This is a genomic window from Agromyces sp. 3263 (genome assembly GCF_031456545.1).
Lineage (GTDB): Bacteria > Actinomycetota > Actinomycetes > Actinomycetales > Microbacteriaceae > Agromyces.
In genome coordinates, this window is record NZ_JAVDUV010000001.1 from 1,623,266 (window position 1) to 1,639,705 (window position 16,440).

17 protein-coding genes are annotated in these 16,440 nt (G+C 71.7%); 6 read left to right on the plus strand and 11 right to left on the minus strand.

Annotation, left to right across the window (positions count from 1 at the left end):
* Position 1: 1 nt before the first annotated feature.
* The gene (locus tag J2X63_RS07375; RefSeq protein WP_309975634.1) at positions 2-802 is read right to left on the minus strand and encodes an alpha/beta hydrolase; all 801 of its coding nucleotides are present in this window, start codon (positions 800-802) and stop codon (positions 2-4) included.
* A gap of 2 nt (positions 803-804) precedes the next feature.
* On the minus strand, positions 805-1,206 hold the full coding sequence (locus J2X63_RS07380; RefSeq protein ID WP_309975636.1) for a cupin domain-containing protein: 402 nt from the start codon (positions 1,204-1,206) through the stop codon (positions 805-807).
* Positions 1,207-1,344: 138 nt separating this feature from the next.
* Here J2X63_RS07380 and J2X63_RS07385 point away from each other — a divergent pair, with 138 nt between their 5' ends.
* Positions 1,345-1,722 carry a DUF2255 family protein gene (locus J2X63_RS07385; RefSeq protein ID WP_309975638.1) on the plus strand — a complete coding sequence of 126 codons (378 nt, stop codon included), beginning with the start codon at positions 1,345-1,347 and terminating at the stop codon, positions 1,720-1,722.
* 19 nt (positions 1,723-1,741) lie between these two features.
* Here J2X63_RS07385 and J2X63_RS07390 read toward each other — a convergent pair whose 3' ends face one another.
* Entirely contained in the window at positions 1,742-2,092 is a 351-nt protein-coding gene (locus tag J2X63_RS07390) for a three-helix bundle dimerization domain-containing protein (RefSeq protein ID WP_309975640.1), read from the minus strand.
* Between the two features lie 57 nt (positions 2,093-2,149).
* Positions 2,150-4,723 (minus strand): MMPL family transporter, encoded by a 2,574-nt coding sequence (locus J2X63_RS07395; protein WP_309975642.1) that lies wholly within the window; start codon positions 4,721-4,723, stop codon positions 2,150-2,152.
* Between the two features lie 134 nt (positions 4,724-4,857).
* On the opposite strand from J2X63_RS07395, the gene J2X63_RS07400 reads away from it, so the two are divergent.
* Together J2X63_RS07400 and J2X63_RS07405 are read left to right on the plus strand one after the other, a co-directional pair.
* The gene (locus tag J2X63_RS07400; RefSeq protein ID WP_309975643.1) at positions 4,858-5,415 is read left to right on the plus strand and encodes a TetR/AcrR family transcriptional regulator; all 558 of its coding nucleotides are present in this window, start codon (positions 4,858-4,860) and stop codon (positions 5,413-5,415) included.
* 55 nt (positions 5,416-5,470) lie between these two features.
* Entirely contained in the window at positions 5,471-5,683 is a 213-nt protein-coding gene (locus J2X63_RS07405; RefSeq protein WP_309975645.1) for an SCO4848 family membrane protein, read from the plus strand.
* Positions 5,684-5,702: 19 nt separating this feature from the next.
* Here the strand turns inward: J2X63_RS07405 and J2X63_RS07410 are convergent, their stop codons facing one another.
* Complete coding sequence (locus J2X63_RS07410; protein ID WP_309975646.1) at positions 5,703-5,945, minus strand: DUF1653 domain-containing protein; 243 nt, start codon at positions 5,943-5,945, stop codon at positions 5,703-5,705.
* A gap of 136 nt (positions 5,946-6,081) precedes the next feature.
* Between J2X63_RS07410 and J2X63_RS07415 the strand changes: the two genes are divergently transcribed.
* Positions 6,082-8,472, plus strand: a complete 2,391-nt coding sequence (locus J2X63_RS07415; RefSeq protein ID WP_309975648.1) for a cellulase family glycosylhydrolase — start codon at positions 6,082-6,084, stop codon at positions 8,470-8,472.
* Positions 8,473-8,494: 22 nt separating this feature from the next.
* Here the strand turns inward: J2X63_RS07415 and J2X63_RS07420 are convergent, their stop codons facing one another.
* The gene (locus J2X63_RS07420) at positions 8,495-8,866 is read right to left on the minus strand and encodes a metalloregulator ArsR/SmtB family transcription factor (RefSeq protein ID WP_309975650.1); all 372 of its coding nucleotides are present in this window, start codon (positions 8,864-8,866) and stop codon (positions 8,495-8,497) included.
* An 88-nt stretch (positions 8,867-8,954) separates the two neighbouring features.
* Between J2X63_RS07420 and J2X63_RS07425 the strand changes: the two genes are divergently transcribed.
* Together J2X63_RS07425 and J2X63_RS07430 are read left to right on the plus strand one after the other, a co-directional pair.
* Entirely contained in the window at positions 8,955-10,301 is a 1,347-nt protein-coding gene (locus J2X63_RS07425) for an NAD(P)-binding domain-containing protein (RefSeq protein WP_309975652.1), read from the plus strand.
* A gap of 60 nt (positions 10,302-10,361) precedes the next feature.
* Positions 10,362-10,784: an arsenate reductase ArsC gene (locus tag J2X63_RS07430; protein ID WP_309975654.1), complete on the plus strand. Its 423-nt coding sequence runs from the start codon at positions 10,362-10,364 to the stop codon at positions 10,782-10,784.
* Between the two features lie 51 nt (positions 10,785-10,835).
* Here the strand turns inward: J2X63_RS07430 and J2X63_RS07435 are convergent, their stop codons facing one another.
* From J2X63_RS07435 to J2X63_RS07455, 5 genes are read right to left on the minus strand one after another with little or no spacing between them, the layout of a single operon-like run.
* Complete coding sequence (locus tag J2X63_RS07435) at positions 10,836-11,825, minus strand: BadF/BadG/BcrA/BcrD ATPase family protein (RefSeq protein ID WP_309975657.1); 990 nt, start codon at positions 11,823-11,825, stop codon at positions 10,836-10,838.
* Entirely contained in the window at positions 11,822-11,986 is a 165-nt protein-coding gene (locus J2X63_RS07440; RefSeq protein ID WP_309975659.1) for a hypothetical protein, read from the minus strand. The genes J2X63_RS07435 and J2X63_RS07440 overlap by 4 nt, the downstream gene beginning before the upstream one ends.
* Complete coding sequence (locus J2X63_RS07445) at positions 11,983-14,499, minus strand: glycosyl hydrolase 2 galactose-binding domain-containing protein (RefSeq protein WP_396133119.1); 2,517 nt, start codon at positions 14,497-14,499, stop codon at positions 11,983-11,985. The genes J2X63_RS07440 and J2X63_RS07445 overlap by 4 nt, the downstream gene beginning before the upstream one ends.
* Before the next feature lie 35 nt (positions 14,500-14,534).
* Positions 14,535-15,353 (minus strand): carbohydrate ABC transporter permease, encoded by an 819-nt coding sequence (locus J2X63_RS07450; protein ID WP_309975663.1) that lies wholly within the window; start codon positions 15,351-15,353, stop codon positions 14,535-14,537.
* Positions 15,350-16,393 carry a sugar ABC transporter permease gene (locus J2X63_RS07455; protein ID WP_309975665.1) on the minus strand — a complete coding sequence of 348 codons (1,044 nt, stop codon included), beginning with the start codon at positions 16,391-16,393 and terminating at the stop codon, positions 15,350-15,352. Before J2X63_RS07455 ends, J2X63_RS07450 begins: the two co-directional genes overlap by 4 nt.
* Positions 16,394-16,440: the final 47 nt, after the last annotated feature.

Genomic DNA, 16,440 nt, shown 5'->3' on the forward strand with positions numbered 1-16,440 from the left:
CTCACGCGACCGCCCGACGCGCGAAGGCGATGGCGTCGTCGAGCAGCGCGTCGCGATCGACGTCGCCCTCCCAGCGGTGACCGGCGCCCTCGACGAGCACGAGCGTCGCCTCGGCGCCGGCCGCGGCGAGCGCGTCGGCGAGCAGCACCGCCTGCGACGCGGGCACCGACGTGTCGGCGGTGCCGTTCACGATGAGGAACGGCGGCGCATCCCCGTGCGCCCGTCGCGCGGGGCTCGCGGCCGCGGCGGTGGCGGGGTCCGACCCGACGGTGGCGCCGAACCACTTCGCCTCGCTGCAGCCGGGGTCGTGCTCGCGACCGAGGGCGCGGGCGTGCTCGATGAAGTCGGTCGGCCCGTACCAGTCGATGACGGCGCGCGCCGCGGCATCCGCTCGCAGGCCGACGAGCATGGCGAGCGTCGCACCCGCCGACTCGCCCCAGAGCACCAGTCGCGAGGCGTCGAGCCCGAGGCCCGGTCCGTTCGCTCGCAGCCAGCCGATGGCCGCGAGCACGTCGTCGACCTGGGCCGGGAAGACCGCCTCGGCGCTCAGCCGGTAGTCGACGGATGCCACGGCGAACCCGGCCTCGACGATCCGCTCGAATGCGTCGGCGATGTCGGGCCCGAACTCGCGGCGGCTTCCGACCTGCCAACCGCCGCCGTGCAGGAAGAGCACGACGGGCAGGGCCGTGTCAGCGGGCGGGCGCGCCGCCGAGGCATCCGACCCCGACGGCCCCGCGGGCAGGTGCAGGTCGAGCGCGAGCGGCCGGAATCCGTCACGCTCCGCGTACACGACGTCGCGCATGGTCAGTCGCGCCGGTCGATCGCCACGGCGCCGTACTCCTCGCCGGTGACGTGCTCGCCCCAGGTCGCGTCGTCGTCCTCCCACATGGCGAGGTGGCACATGAACGAGTCGGCGGATGCCCCGTGCCAGTGCCATTCGCCGGGCGGCGTGTGCACGGTGTCGCCGGGTCGCATCACCCGCACCACGCCGCCGCGCGCCTGCACGAGGCCGATCCCGTCGATGACCTGCAGCGTCTGCCCGAGGGAGTGGCGGTGCCAGGCCGTGCGGGCGCCGGGCGCGAATCGCACGAGGTTGACGCGCAGCCGCGACGGCTCCTCGCCGCGGGCGATGACATCGAAGTGCACGTCGCCGGTGAAGAGCTCTGCGGGCCCCTTCGTGGTGGGCTGCTTGGGTTGGAACTGCATCGGATTCCTTCCGTGCCGGGCCCGGTCGCCCGCACACGTCATCGAACGTACGCCTGCGGCGGGGGCCGAGGAAGGCACTGGCGGTACACGTCCCGCAAGGGCCTCCCACCGCCGACGGCCATGGTGTTGCATGGAACGATGAGCTGGACCGATGACGAACTCGCCCGTGTGGGCGCGGCCGACGAACTGCAGGTCGCGTCCTATCGGGCCGACGGATCGCTGCGCCCGTTCGTGACCATCTGGGTGGTGCGCTCGGGCGACGACCTGTACGTGCGCTCGGCGTACGGACCCGACAACGGCTGGTTCCGCCGCGCGAAGGCGAGCCGGCGCGGTCGCATCAGGGCGGGCGGGGTCGAGCGCGACGTCGCCTTCGCGGATGCCGCACCCGACGTGCACGGGGCCATCGACGGCGCCTACCACGCGAAGTACGACCGCTACGGTGCCCGCATCGTGAACACCGTCGTCGGCGACCAGGTGATCCCGACGACGTTCCGGTTGGATCCCGCAGCGGACTGAGCAGCCCCGCGGCGCCTCGTCAGTTCGGACCGCCGCCGAGGTCGCCGAGCAGCAGGCCCGACTCGCGCGAGCGACGCTCGAGCTCCATCGGGTCGAGCTCGAGCGGCTCATCGACGGGTTCGGTCGCGCTCACGGATGCCGCGGCGGCATCCGTCGGCACGTCGACCGCCGCCCCCTCCGCCTTCAGCCGCTTCTTCGCGGCGCGCTCGACGAGCACGGGCACGAAGTCGCGCACCCGCCCGCCGTCGAACTTGTGCAGCTCCTCGTCGACGACGGCCTCGATGTGCTCGGGGCTGACCGTCGGGAACCTCTCCGAGAGTCGGGAGACGACCTCGTCGATGGCGCGGTCCTCATCGGGCTTCTGGCTCATGTGAGCATTCTGCATGGCGACCATCGGGCGGGCAACCGAACCCGGACGACGTGCAGGTCAGCGCGTCCCGGCGGGCTCGACGGGCTCGTCGGCGCCGGGCGCGGCGGATGCCTCGTGCGACGAGCGGTCCGACGGCTCCGCGCCGTGCACGGGGTGGCTCCGCTCGAGCGCCGCGCCCTCCACGTCGACGTTCGGCAGGATGCGGTCGAGCCACCTCGGCAGCCACCACGCCGATTCGCCGAGCAGGTGCATCACGGCCGGGATCAGGAGCATCCGCACGATGAAGGCGTCGATCAGCACGCCGATCGCGAGGCCGAAGCCGAGCGGCCGCACCATCGTGAGGTGCGAGAACACGAACCCGCCGAACACCGCGGCCATGATGATCGCGGCCGCGGTGACCACCGCCCGGCCGTTGCGCAGGCCCGCGACCACCGCGGTGCGAGCGGGCACGCCGTGCACGTAGGCCTCCCGCATGCCCGACACGAGGAAGAGCTGGTAGTCCATCGCGAGGCCGAACAGCACGCCCATGATGATGATCGGGGCGAAGTTCAGCACGGGCCCGGGATCGTGCACGCCGAACACCCCGCCGAGCCAGCCCCACTGGAAGATGGCGACGACCGCGCCGAAGGCGGCGAACAGGGTCAGCACGAACCCGGCGGTCGCGATGAGCGGCACGAGGATCGAACGGAACACGAGGATCAGGATGATCAGCGAGAGGCCCACGACGACGCTGAGGTAGAGCGGCAGCACGCCGGCCAGCTTGTCGGAGATGTCGATGTTGCCGCTGGCCTGGCCGGCGACGCCGAGGGTGATGTCGCCCTCGAGCGGTGAGAGGTCGCGCAGGTCGTGCACGAGCTGCTCGGTCGACTCGCTCGACGGGCCGTCGGCGGGCACCACCTGGAAGGCGAAGTAGTCGTTCTCGTCGGAGACGCCGACCGGGGCGACGGCGACGACGTCGTTCTGCGCCATCAGGGTGTCGGCGAGGTCGGCCTGCGTCGCCACCACGTCGTCGTCGTCGACGCCGTCGGGCAGCTCGGCCACCACGAGGAGCGGCCCGTTCTGGCCCGCACCGAACGCGTCGGCGACCGCCGTGTAGGCGCGGTACTGCGTCGACTCCTCGGCCTCGGACGAGCCGTCGGGCAGGCCGAGGCGCATCGAGAGGGCCGGGATGGCGATGACGAGCAGCACGACGATCGAGAGCACGGCGCGCAGGATCGCCCGCGAGGTCTTCATCGGCCGCAGCTCGGGGCTGGCGTGCACCTCGTGCCCGATCTCGCCCCGGGCGCGGCGCGAGAGCACTCGCTGGCCGAGGAGGCCGAGGAGTGCCGGGGTCAGGCTCACGGCGACGAGCACCGCGATGAGCACGCAGACGGCGCCGACGGTGCCCATGACGCCGAGGAACGGGATGCCGGTGACGTTGAGCGCGAGCAGCGCGATGAGCACGGTCGAGCCGGCGAACACGACGGCGTTGCCCGACGTGCCGTTCGCGAGACCGATGGACTCGTGCAGCTCCATTCCCGAGAGCACCTGTCGTCGGTGCCGGTTGATGATGAAGAGGGCGTAGTCGATGCCGACGGCGAGGCCGAGCATCACGCCGAGCACCGGCGTGACCGACGTCATCTCGACGACCCCCGAGAACGCGAGCGAGCCGGCGACGCCCACGCCCACGCCGATGAGCGACGTGATGAGCGGCAGCACCGCAGGCAGCAGCGCCCGGAAGACGATGATGAGGACGAGCATGGCGACGATCACGCCCACGATCTCACCCGGCCCGATGAGCCCGTCGATCGACGCGGCGATGGCCGACGAGTAGTCCACGGTGACGCCGTCGATGCCCGCGGCGTCGAGCTCGCCGGCGACCGATGCCTTGACCTCCGACGACAGCGAGAAGAGATCGTCGTCGAACATCACGACGCCGATGGCGGTGCTCTCGTCGGTCGAGACGGTGCGGATCTCGGCCGCGGCCGTCATGAGGCGGGTGGCGTCGTCGAGCTGCGACTGCTGGGTCGCGAGCTCGGCCGCACCGTCGTCGAGCTGCGTCTGCTGGGCGGCGAGCTGCTCGGCGCCGGCGTCGAGCTGCGCCTGCTGCGCCGCCAACTGCTCGGCCGCCTGGTCGTAGGCGCCGGCCGCCTGCGCCTGGGCGATCGCGGCGTCGAGCTGCGCCTGGCCGGCGTCGAGTTGCGCCTTGGCCGCATCGAGCTGGGCCTGGCCGTCGTCGAGCTGCTGGGCGGCCGTGTCGAGCTGCGCCTGGCCGTCGACGAGCTGCTGCTCCTGGTCGGCGCGGTCGGATGCCGCGGCGAACGGGTCGACCGTGTCCGAGACGCCGTCGAGCTCGCCGACGTCGGTGAGGAGGGCGCTGATCTCCTCCTGCTGCTCGGTGGTGAACGCCGACCCGTCCTCGGTCTGGAAGACGACCGTGCCGGTGGCGCCGCCGAGACCCGAGAGACGGTCGTTGAGCTGTGCGTTGACGCGTTCGGTCTCGGTGCCGGGAATGCTCATGCTCGAGGTGACGGTGCCGCCGAAGGCCAGGAACCCGCCGACGGCGAGTGCGAGCGCGGCGAGCCAGGCGACGAGCACGGTCCAGGGTCGGCGCGCGGAGAAGCGACCGAGACGGTACAGGAGTTCAGCCATTGCCGGGTGCCTTTCGGGAGCATGGGTTCGGGGCACGCCATCGAGCCAACGACAAGAATACCGACATGTGTCGGATATCCGACATATGTGGATGAACTCCACAGGAAGCATCCGACCGCTGGCAGAATCCTCGTATGGACGTCCGAGTCGAGCGCACGCGCCGTGCCCTGCAGGAGGCGCTGTTCGAGCTCGCCCGCGAACGTTCGCTCGACGAGCTCACCATCGCGGACATCGCGGCTCGTGCGGGCGTGAACCGCAGCACCTTCTACCAGCACTACTCCGACAAGGAGACGCTGCTCGCCGACGCGCTCGACGCCACGGCCGAGGCGACCGGGGCGGCGCTGCCCGAGCTGGTCGAGCCCCCCTTGGAGCCGCCGCAGGCGCTGTTCTCGTTCCTCGAGCACATCGAGGCGAACGCCGGACTCTACCAGCGGGTGTTCGGCTCTCCCGGTTCGGCCGTGGTCACTGCGCGCCTGCGCGGTCGCATCGAGCTCATCGTCGGCGACGCCGTCGTGCGGTCCGGCACCCGGGCGTTCGAGGGGCTGCCGCTCGACGTCGTGGCGGCGGGCATCGCCGGCTCGGCCCTCGGCGTCATCGAGGCGTGGCTCGCCCGCGAGGAGCGACCCCCAGCGGCGACCGCCGCGGACTGGGTGTGGCGGGTGCTCATCGGGCCCGGTGGCGCCTGGGACTGAGTCCCAGCGTGGTGCGCGCACGAGCAGGCGCAGCCGACGCGTCTACGATCGGACGGTGCTCGTTCTCGCCGTCGTCCTGCTGCTCGCCAACGCCCTCTTCAACGTCATCGTGTGGCCTCGGTTCTACCCGCGCATCGCCGCGGACCCTCGGGCGCGCGATGCCGATGGCCGCCGCACCACGTTCTACACCGTGCACGTCGTGCTGATCGCCCTCGCGCTGGTGCTCGCCGCGGCATCCGCCATCACCGCGCTCGTCGTCCTGTTCTGACGCCCCTCCCCCGACTCCGTCACACCGGGTCGGCCTCGACGGGCGCGAAGCGCGGCACGCTGCGGCCGTCACGCACCACCATCTCGGTGAACATCGCGAGCGGCCGCACCCAGTGGGCATGGTCGCCGTAGAGCTGGCGGTAGACCACGAACTCCTCCTCGGTCTCGCTGTGCCGCGCGACGAAGAGCGCCTCGTACCTGGCGCCCTTGAAGTGCTCGTAGATGCCCGGCTGGACGACCGCGGGCTCGCTCGCTTCGCTCACCGCTCCAATGCTACGGATGCCGCGGAACGGGTGACCCTCCTCCGGGGGCCGAGCGTCGTTCGGGTTTGACTTGCCGCTGCCGATGTCGGATGCTGTGCAGGCTCGTCCCCCCGCGAGCTCGTCACGATGGAGTGTCATGAAGTCGGTTCGCCGCCCGGCCGTCGCGCTGTCGGCCATGCTCGTGCTGGTCGCCGTCCAGGCGGTCGCCGATCCCACCGGGCTGCTCGCGCTCGTCGGCTGGTCCGGGGCGCAGCCGCGGTTCGACGTCGGCGCCTGGCCGCTCGCGCCGTACGCGATGTTCGTGCCCGTGGTGCTGGGCGTGACCTGGTGGGTCGCCGTCCGGGCGGGCGATCGGTTCTGGACCCTGGTCGCCGGCGTGGTGCTGGCCGTCATGCTCGCGCAGGCCGCGACCTGCCTGGTGATGACCTGGGATGTCGCGGCCGCCGCATGGGCGGCCGGGTATGTGACGGCCAAGGCGGTTCCCGCGGCGCTCGTCGTGGCGGCGCTGGCGCGATGGTTCGGCGGTCCGACGAGCCGCACCACGGTCGAGCGGAGCGCGCCCTGGCCGCCCGCCATGCCGGTCTGGCTGCCAGCGGTGCTCCTCGCGGCCGTGGCCCCCCTGCTGTCGGGTCTGTGGTGGACGGGCGCGGCGTACGGTCCCGGCATCCCGGCCGCCCGCCCCGACCGCGGCCCGGTGTCGATGCTCGTGGCGATCGTGCTCATCGCCGTCGCGACCGCGGTGTGCCTGCGGTGGATGCGAGCCCGAGTGCCCGGTGTGCTCGGCGGATGGCTGGCGGCGCTGGTCGCCGGCGGCATGGTCGGGCTGGTGCAGGCGGTGGTCGCGTTCACGGTCGACGGCGGGCTCACCGGTGACCTGTGGCCGCTGATGACGGCCTACCTCACGGTCGCCGACGGCCTCTCGTTCGGCGCGTGCGTCGGCTGGATCGCGGGTGTGATCGCCGTGGTCGCCGAGCGGGTGCACGCGGGCGGGCCTGCCCGCGTGCTGCAGCTCGCCGCGGCATCCGTCGCCCTGATCGCCGTGACCGCGGCGCTGGTGCTGCCCGCGACGGGCGCGGGGGCGCCGGCCTCGGCGGCCGAGCCGAACGGTGGGTCGACGGATGCCTCGCGCACCGCGGCATCCGTGCCCGACGGGTTCCTGCGGGCCGAGGGGCGCCTCATCACCGACGGCGACGGCAACCAGGTGCTGCTGCGCGGGGTGAACGTGAACCAGCTCGTCGACTTCTACCAGCCGCAGGCCGACGTCGCGGCGACGAGGCCGCTCACCGAGGAGGACTTCGCGGGCATCGCCGCGCAGGGCTTCAACGTGGTGCGGCTGAACCTCTCGTGGTCGGCGCTCGAGCCCGAGCGCGGCGAGTTCGACGACGCCTACCTGGCACAGGTGGCCGACGCGGTCGAGTGGGCGAAGCAGCATGACGTGCGCATCGTGCTCGACATGCACCAGGACTCGTGGTTCGACGGCGCCACCGCGGAGGGCACCGCCTGCCGCCCGGGCACCGACCCGATGTGGGGCTACGACGGGGCGCCCGACTGGGCGACCATCACCGACGAGGCGCCGCGCTGCCAGTTCCAGGGCCGCGACATCTCGCCCGCCGGCAATCGCGCGTTCCAGCACTTCTACTTCGAGACCGACGGCGTGCAGGGCGCGCTCGTCGACACGTGGGGCAGGCTCGCCGCGGAGTTCGCCGACGAGCCGGCCGTCGCCGGCTACGACCTGCTCAACGAGCCCGGTTTCGGCGAGACCGCACCGGTCACCACGTCGCTGCTGCTCGGCCGCTACTACGCCCGTGCCATCGAGGCGATCCGCGCGGCGGGCGCACCGCAGATCGTGTTCGTGGAGCCGAGCATCTTCTGGTCGGGCCTCGGCTTCGACAGCGGCCCGACCCCGGGCTTCACCGACGACCGCAACATCGTGTTCTCGCCCCACCTGTACGCCGAGTCGCTCACCATGGACCGCTCGCTGGGCATTCCCCCGATCGTCGGGATGGACCGCCAGTTCGTGCTCGCCCAGCGCGTCGCCGACGAGTACGGCGCCCCGCTCTGGTCGGGCGAGTACGGGTACTGGGGCGACGACGCCGACGTGGTCGACCGGCTCGGCCGCTATGCCGACGCCGAGGACGCCAACCGGCTCGGCAGCGCGTACTGGGTGTGGAAGCAGGCCTGCGGCGACCCGCAGAACGGCATCGGCCCGACCGGCAACGGCCTGATGGTGCAGGACTGCGAGACCGGCGACGACGCACCGCCGCGCGACGACCTGCTCGCCATCCTGAGCCGTGCCTACCCGAGGTCCGCGCCCGGCATGCTCACCGCGCTCGACGCCGACGGGACGCACGTGTCGCTCGCCGGCTCGGTCAGCGGCCGCAGCTGCGGCCTCGAGGTGTGGGTGCCCGGCGACGCCGAGCCCGAGCTCACCAGCACCGGGGTCACGGATGCCGCGACGACCGCCGTGCCCGGCGGCTGGCGCATCACCGGCTGCGTCGAGGGCGACTACACGCTGTCGACCGACTGAGGCGTGCCGCGCACCAACGGTCTCAGCGGGAGGCAGTGACGTCGAGCAGTTGCGAGAGCTCGCCCAGGGCGCCGGGCACGAGCCGGTAGTAGGCCCAGGTGCCGCGCTTGCTGCGGGTGAGGAAGCCTGCGTCCATGAGCACCTTCAGGTGGTGCGACACGGTGGGCTGGCTGAGCCCGACGGGTTCGATGAGGTCGCAGACGCACGCCTCTTCGCCGACGGATGCCGCGACGATCGACACGAGCCGGAGCCGCGTCGGGTCGGCGAGGGCCTTGAGCTTGCGGGCGAGCGCCTGGGCACGGCCGGCGTCGATCGTCTCGCGGGTCAGCGGGGTGCAGCAGGCCGCGCCGGTGGTGTCGGAGACATCCGTGATCTGCAGCAGCGTCGTGGCCATTCCGCCATGCTAGCCGAATATTGACAACCATCGATATAGTGGCCACACTCGATATCGAAGTTCATCGATGCCTTGGAGAGCCCGGATCATGACCCTGATCGACCTCACCGCCCCGAGCCTCCGGCCGCGCCGGCTCGACACCCTGCCCGTCGCCATCATCGGCGCCGGTCCGGTCGGCTTGGCCGCTGCGGCCAACCTCGTCGAGCGGGGCATCGACTTCGTGGTCTACGAATCGGGCGACCGGATCGCGTCGAGCATCCACCAGTGGGGCCACACGCGACTCTTCTCCCCGTGGAAGCACGTCGTCGACCCGGCCTCGCGCCGATTGCTCGAGGCGGCCGGTTGGGAGTTGCCGTCGCCCGAGTCCCTCCCCACGGGCGACGAGCTCGTGGAACGGTACCTCGAGCCCCTCGCCGCCCTGGAGCCGATCGCCTCCCGCATCCGCACCGGCGTCGCGGTGGAGGCGGTCAGCCGGCAGGGCATGGACCGCACCCGTACCGCGCGCCGTGAGCAGACGCCGTTCCTGCTGCGCGTGCACACCGCCGACGGCGTGGAGGAGCTCACCGCTCGCGCCGTCGTCGACGCATCGGGCACCTACGACCACCCGAACAGCCTCGGCTCCTCCGGCCTCGAGCCGCTCGGGCTGTCCGACGTCGCCGACCGAGTCAGCCACGCGCTGCCCGACGTGCTCGGCCGCGACCGCGCGCGGTTCGCCGGCCGTCACACGACCGTCGTCGGCGCGGGCCACTCCGCTGCCAACACCCTGCTCGCACTGGCCGAGCTCGCCGAGCGCGAGCCGGGCACGCGCGTCACCTGGCTCATCCGCAACGCGAGCGCGGTGCGCGTCACGACCTCCGACGACGACGGGCTCGCCGCTCGTGCGAACATCGGCCGCCGCGTCGACGCGCTCGTGGCATCCGGGCGCATCACGGTCGTCGACCGCTTCGAGATCGTGCGACTCGGCCGCACCGACGACGGCGTGCGTCTCGTCGGCGCTCGCGACGAGGAGCTCGTCGAGCACGACACCGACCTCCTGGTGAACGCCACCGGCTTCCGGCCGAACCTCGACATGCTCCGCGAGATCCGCCTCGACCTCGACGACATCGTCGAGGCACCCAGGCGTCTCGCGCCCCTCATCGACCCGAACGTGCACACGTGCGGCACCGTCGAACCGCACGGCTTCGCCGAGCTGCAGCATCCCGAGCCGAACTTCTTCCTGGCCGGCATGAAGAGCTACGGGCGCGCGCCGACGTTCCTGCTCGCCACCGGGTACGAGCAGGTGCGCTCGATCACCGCCTGGCTCGCCGGGGACACGGCGGCGGCCTCTCGGGTCGAGCTCGAGCTGCCCGCCACGGGCGTGTGCTCGACGAGCCTCCCCGTCGACGGTGCGTCCTGCAGCACCGACGTGACCGCCGCGTTCACCTGCTGCTCGTAAGATGCCCGCGAACCCGCGCACCGCCTCCCCCGAACCCGCCTCCAGCGATCACGAGGACTCATGACTCCGACCGACACCCCCACCGTCCTCTTCGTCTGCGTGCACAACGCCGGCCGATCGCAGATGGCCGCCGGCTACCTGAAGGCGCTCGGCGGCGACCGCGTCGAGGTGCTCTCGGCCGGCTCAGAGCCGAAGGACGAGATCAACCCGGTGGCGGTCGAGGCGATGGCCGAGGAGGGCATCGATATCGCCGGCAACACGCCGGAGATCCTCACCGTCGACGCGGTCAAGGAATCCGACGTCGTGATCACCATGGGCTGCGGCGACACCTGCCCCATCTTCCCCGGCAAGCGCTACGAGGACTGGGAGCTCGACGACCCGGCGGGCCAAGGCATCGACGCCGTGCGGCCGATCCGCGACGAGATCAGGCGTCGCATCGAGCAGCTCCTGCGCGAGCTGTTCCCCGAGGCCGCGTCCGCCTGACGCGATGCCGTCGAGGGCGGCTGCGCCCCCAGCGGATGCCGCGGCACGACGTCACGCCGTCGCCTGGCGCTCCGCCGCGGCGGCGACCGCGACGAGTGCCCGCAGCGGATGGGCCTCGGCCAGCGCGGGAAGCGCCGCCGCGCCGTCGAGCCCGTTCCCGCGCGGGGCGGTGATCACCGCGTTCGGCACGGCTCGCCGCACGACGTGCTCGAACGTCGAGCGGATGAGCGGAGACACGAGCACGCCGCCGGTGGCTCCGACCCGCGGAGCAGCGGAGGCGCTCGTCTCGCCGACGCGGGTGAGCGCGGCGACGACGGATGCGGCGAGCTCGCCGCCCGCGTCGCGGCAGATCCGCGCGGCGGCCGCGTCCACTTCGGCGAGCGCCGATACCTCCTCGGCGAGCGAGGCCACGACGCGGACGCGATCGGGATCGCCCTGCAGCTCCATGTAGGCCGCCTCCACGTCGGGCCAGCGCGCGGCGATGAGGTCGAGGAGGCGCGTCGCGGGCGCCCGGCCGTCGTAGGCTCGCATGCCCGCCTCGAGCGCCGCGCGGCCGATCCAGTAGGCGCTGCCCGCGTCGCCCATGATGTTGCCCCAGCCGTCGACGCGACTCACCGACGTGCGTCCCACGGCCATGGTCACCACGCCGGTCCCCGCGGCGACGACCGCCCCGCGGGCGTCGCCCAGGGTGCCGAGGAACGAGGTGACGGAGTCGTGCGCGAGCAGCACGAGCCGCACGCCGAGCGGATGCAGCGCGCCCAGCAGCGCGTCGGGGTCGGCGTCGGCCCGCGTGAGCCCCGACACCCCGGCGGCGACCGCGTCGATCGGCCACGCACCCTGTGAGGCGGCCCCCGAGTCGAGCCGCCCGATGACCTGCTCGACCGTGGCCGCGAGCTGTGGCAGCAGCGACTCGTCGGTGCGCACGCCGGGCAGCACCGTGTCGATCGCAACCGTGCCGGCGCGCGCTACGCGCACCTTGGTCCCGGTCTGTCCGGCGTCGATCGCGAGCACGGCGCGGGCGCCGGCTCCGGCGGCCGTCACGGGCGCGCCTCGGCGGGCCAGTCCCACAGCATGAGCCCGCGCACCCACGGCCGGCTGCGGCATCCCGGTGTCGCCCACGTGCCGCGCGTGCCGACCCACCCCCAGGTCATGCCGCAGACCGGTTCGCGGCGGAGCAGCTCCGCCGCGTCGACCGCGCTCACGCGGCGACGACCAGCTGGTTGGCGCTCCGCAGCACCCGCGGGTCCCGCACGGCCGCCGCGTCGAGCGAGTCCACACCGCTCACGTGGAACGTCCACGACTCCCCCGGCAGCAGGGTGACGAGCCCCGAGTCGACGGATGCCGCCGGGTCGACCTTGTCGATGAGCAGCGTCACGTCGCGCACGAGCGTCGCGCCCGCGGTGACCGTGACGGCGAAGCCGCCCTCCTCGACACTGACCTCCACCTCGAGCTGCGGATCGGCGAGGGCGCTGTCGCGCGGCTCGGCGAAGTACCAGAGGCCGCGCACGCCGCTCAGTTCGGCGATGAGCAGCTCGCTCGCGGCATCCGTCGCCTCGGCGAGCCCATCGGGCACCTCCACCGTCTCGGACGACCGAGGTGCGACCGCGACGGCAGCGAACGCGCGTCGACGGACCGAGCCGTCGAAGCCGCGCAGCTCGAAGTCGAGCCGGCCCTGCCATTCGTCGTCCGTGTCGTTGCCGATCACCGCGGACAGGCCGTCGCTCCGCGGCTGCACGGTGACGACACGCGGCGCGAACGCGTTGCGGATGGCGTGGAACAGCGGCTTCTCACGGCCGTCGCCGTCGATCGCGGCCCACGACGTGACCGGCCAGCAGTCGTTCAGCTGCCACACCACGGCCCCCGCGGTGCGCGGGGCGTGCGAGCGGTAGTGCTCGAGCGCGCACGAGATCGCAGCGGCCTGGTTCAGCTGCATCGCCCAGTGCCAGGTCTCCATGTCGCCGGGCACCCGGAAGTGGCGCACGAGCCCGTCGGTGAGCTTCACGTTGCCGTCGATCGCCTTCTGGTGCACGATCATGCCGGGCGACTCGGGGGTGAGCGGGTCGTCGCTGATCGCACGGGTGAGCGTCGACCAGGCCGGCGGGCCCTGCCACCCGAACTCGGCGACGAACCGCGGTGCGATGTCGCGGTAGTGCGGCCAGTCCTTCTGGTTCCAGAGGTCCCAGACGTGCATGGTGCCGTGGCGTTCGTCGTTCGGGTGCTCGCCGCCGGGGCTGAACGGGCTGCCGGGCGCGTACGGCACGTGCGGCGCGAGCTCCTCGATGAGGCTCGGGAACAGCTCGTGATAGTAGTAGGCGCCCCACGTCTTCCCGTCGAGCCGGAGCTTCCAGCCCCAGTCCTCATAGCCCCACAGGTTCTCGTTGTTGCCGGTGAGCAGGCACAGCGAGGCGTGGTGGGCGAGGCGCACGATGTTCTCGCGGGCCTCCGCCGCGACCTCCGAGCGCAGCGGCTCCTCCTCGGCGTACGCCGAGCACGCGAAGAGGAAGTCCTGCCAGGTCAGCAGTCCGAGCTCGTCGCAGAGCTCGTAGAACGCGTCGGCCTCGTAGATGCCGCCGCCCCAGACCCGGATGAGGTTCAGCCCGGCGGTGCGCGCCTGCTCGAGCCGCTGGCGGTAGCGGGCGCGGTCGACCCGCACCGGGAACGCGTCGTCGGGGATCCAGTTGGCGCCCTTCACGAACACCGGCTGGTCGTTCACGATCAGCTGGAACGGCGTGCCGTCGGCGTCGGTCTCGGTGTTCCAGCGCAGGTCGCGGAAGCCCACGGTGCGATGGGTCGCATCGATCACCTCGTCCGAATGGAGCCGCACGTCCACGACGTACAGGGGCTGATCACCGTAGCCGGCGGGCCACCAGCGCTCGGCGTTCCGAAGATCGAGGCGCACGCGCGCCCGGCCGCCCACCACCTCGACGACGGCCGAGGGAGTCTCCTGGAGGCCCGGGCCGGCCACGGCGACGGACACGAGCAACGGTGGTGCCTCGATGACCCCTGGGGCGTTCGCAACCGCGACGTCGGCGACGACGAACCCGCCCGGTCCGTCGGCCTCGGCCCGCACCCGCACCTCATCGAGCCGGGCGACGGACCACGACTCGAGCCGCACCGGCCGCCAGATGCCGCTCGTCGACGTCGCGATGCCCCAGTCCCATCCGAAGCTGCACGCCGACTTGCGGATCGCGTCGAACGGCGTCGGGTACGGACGCGGGCGCGCGCCGAGCGCGAGGCTCTGGGCGTCGGCGTACTTCACCGGGCTGCGGAACGCCACGACCAGGCGGTTCTCGCCCTCGCGCAGCAGCCGGGTCACGTCGAAGCGGTAGCCGCGGTGCTGGTTCGCGACCTCGGCGATCACGGTGTCGTTCAGCGACACCGTCGCCACGGTGTCGAGGCCGTCGAAGACGAGGTCGTGCACGGATGCCGCGGCGAGCTCGTCGGCGCGAAGCGCGAACGCCGTCTCGTACGTCCAGTCGACGAGCCCGATCCAGTTGAGCGCCGACTCGTTGTCGTCGAGGTACGGATCGGGGATCAGCCCCGCGCGCATGAGGTCGAGGTGCACGACCCCGGGCACGACCGCCGGAATGCCCTGGCCGGCGCCGCCGGCGGCATCCGTCCCCCCCGTGATACCGGCCGCGACAGCGTCGGGCACGGGCCCGGATCCCGCCCGGACCCGCCACCCCGAGTGGAGGGGGCGCCGCACCGTGTGCATGATGTGCTCCATTGTGGTCGGTTCGATCGTCTGCGTCACTTGACTGCTCCCGCGGTGAGGCCCTTGTAGATCCAGCGCTGCAGGAAGAGGAACGCCACCAGGGTGGGCAGGATCACGAGGATGGTCCCGGCGGCGATCACCTCCCACTGGGCCCCGAACGGGCCCTTGAAGTTGAAGAGCGAGGTCGAGATCATGCCCTCCGACGGCAGGTAGAGGAAGGGCAGGTAGAACTCGTTGTAGATGGCGATGCCCTTGATGATGACCACGGTCGCGATCGCCGGCTTCAGCAGCGGCAGGATGACCCGCCAGTAGATCGTCCAGCGGTTGGCGCCGTCGATCATGGCCGCCTCGTCGAGCGACACCGGAATGCCCGCCATGAACTGCATGAAGATGTAGATCGCGATGATGTCGGTGCCGAGGAAGAGCAGCACCAGTGCCGCCTTGGTGTTGAAGAGGCCGAGCCCGCTGATGATCTGGAACGTCGCGACCTGGCTCGTGACGCTCGGGATGAGCGTGGCCACGAGGAACAGGCCCATGATCAGCCTGCGGCCCCGGAACGCGAACCGGTCGATGGCGTAGGCGGCCATCGTGCCGATGAGGATGGTGCCGACGAGGGAGACGACGAGCACGATCGTCGTGTTGACGAAGCCCTCGACCATGCCTCCCTGGCGGAACGCGATCGAGAAGTTCTCGAGGTTGAACCAGTTCGACGGTGGCGCGAGCGGGCCGGTCGTGCTGTACTCCCCGCTCGTCTTGAAGCTGGCGAACAGCACGACCGAGAGCGGGAGCAGCACCACGACGGCGGCGATGATGAGCGAGGCGTACTTGAGCACGCCAGGGGCGACGCGGGTCACGTGAGGTCCACCTTCTCGTCGGGGAACAGCTTGCGTTGGATCCAGGTGACGACGAGCACGATCCCGAGCAGCACGACGGCCATCGCCGAGGCGAGCCCGACCTGCCGGTAGCTGAACGCCGTCTGCAGCGTCTGGATGACGAACGTCGCGGTGCCGTTGGCGCCGCCGGTCATGATGAACGGGATCTCGAAGACCGACAGGCTGCCCGACACCGCGAGGATGAACGAGAGCCCGATGATGCGACGGATGCCCGGGAAGATGATGTTCGTGAACTGCTGCCAGCGATTCGCGCCGTCGAGCTCGGCCGCCTCGTAGAGGTCGTTCGGGATCGACTGGATCGCACCGAGGAACAGCACGAAGTTGAGCCCGGTGTAGCGCCACACCGACGTGCCGGCGAGTGAGTAGTTCGCGATGTCGGCGTCGCCCAGCCACTGCGGCGGGTCGGTCATGCCGAACCAGCCGAGCACCGTGTCGAGGGTGCCGCCGGGCTGGAAGAGGTAGAGGAAGACGAAGCCGATGGCGACGCCGTTGATGAGGTACGGAAAGAAGATGACCCCGCGGAAGAAGTTCGAGAACCGGGTGCTGAAGCTGAGCAGCGTGGCGAAGTAGAGCGCAAGCGCCATCTGGATGAACGCCCCGACGAAGTAGTACAGGCTGACGCCGAAGACCGAGAGGATCCGCGGGTTCGTGAACACCTCGACGTAGTTGTCGAGGCCGACCACATTCTCGACCGGTCCGAGGCCGTTCCAGTCGGTGATGCTGTACCAGAGCATGTTCGCGGCGGGCAGGTAGGTCAGCAGGAGGAGCAGGCCGACCGCCGCGGCCACGAAGAGGTAGGGCGTGAGCCGCGAGAGGACGCGGCGACCCGCCGGCCCGTCGCGGCGTCCCTGTCGGCCGGCTCGTCGAGGCGAGCGACCGGGACCGCGACGGCCGCCGGGGCCGCCGTCGGCTCCTCGTCGCCCGCCCTCGTCGAGCACGGCGACCCCGTGGAGGGGGCCGGAGATGCCGACCGGATCCGGTCCGGTCGTCGAGACGGACATGAGTGCTCCTTCGTGGATCTCCGGCCCCTCACGGGGTCGTTGCGGTG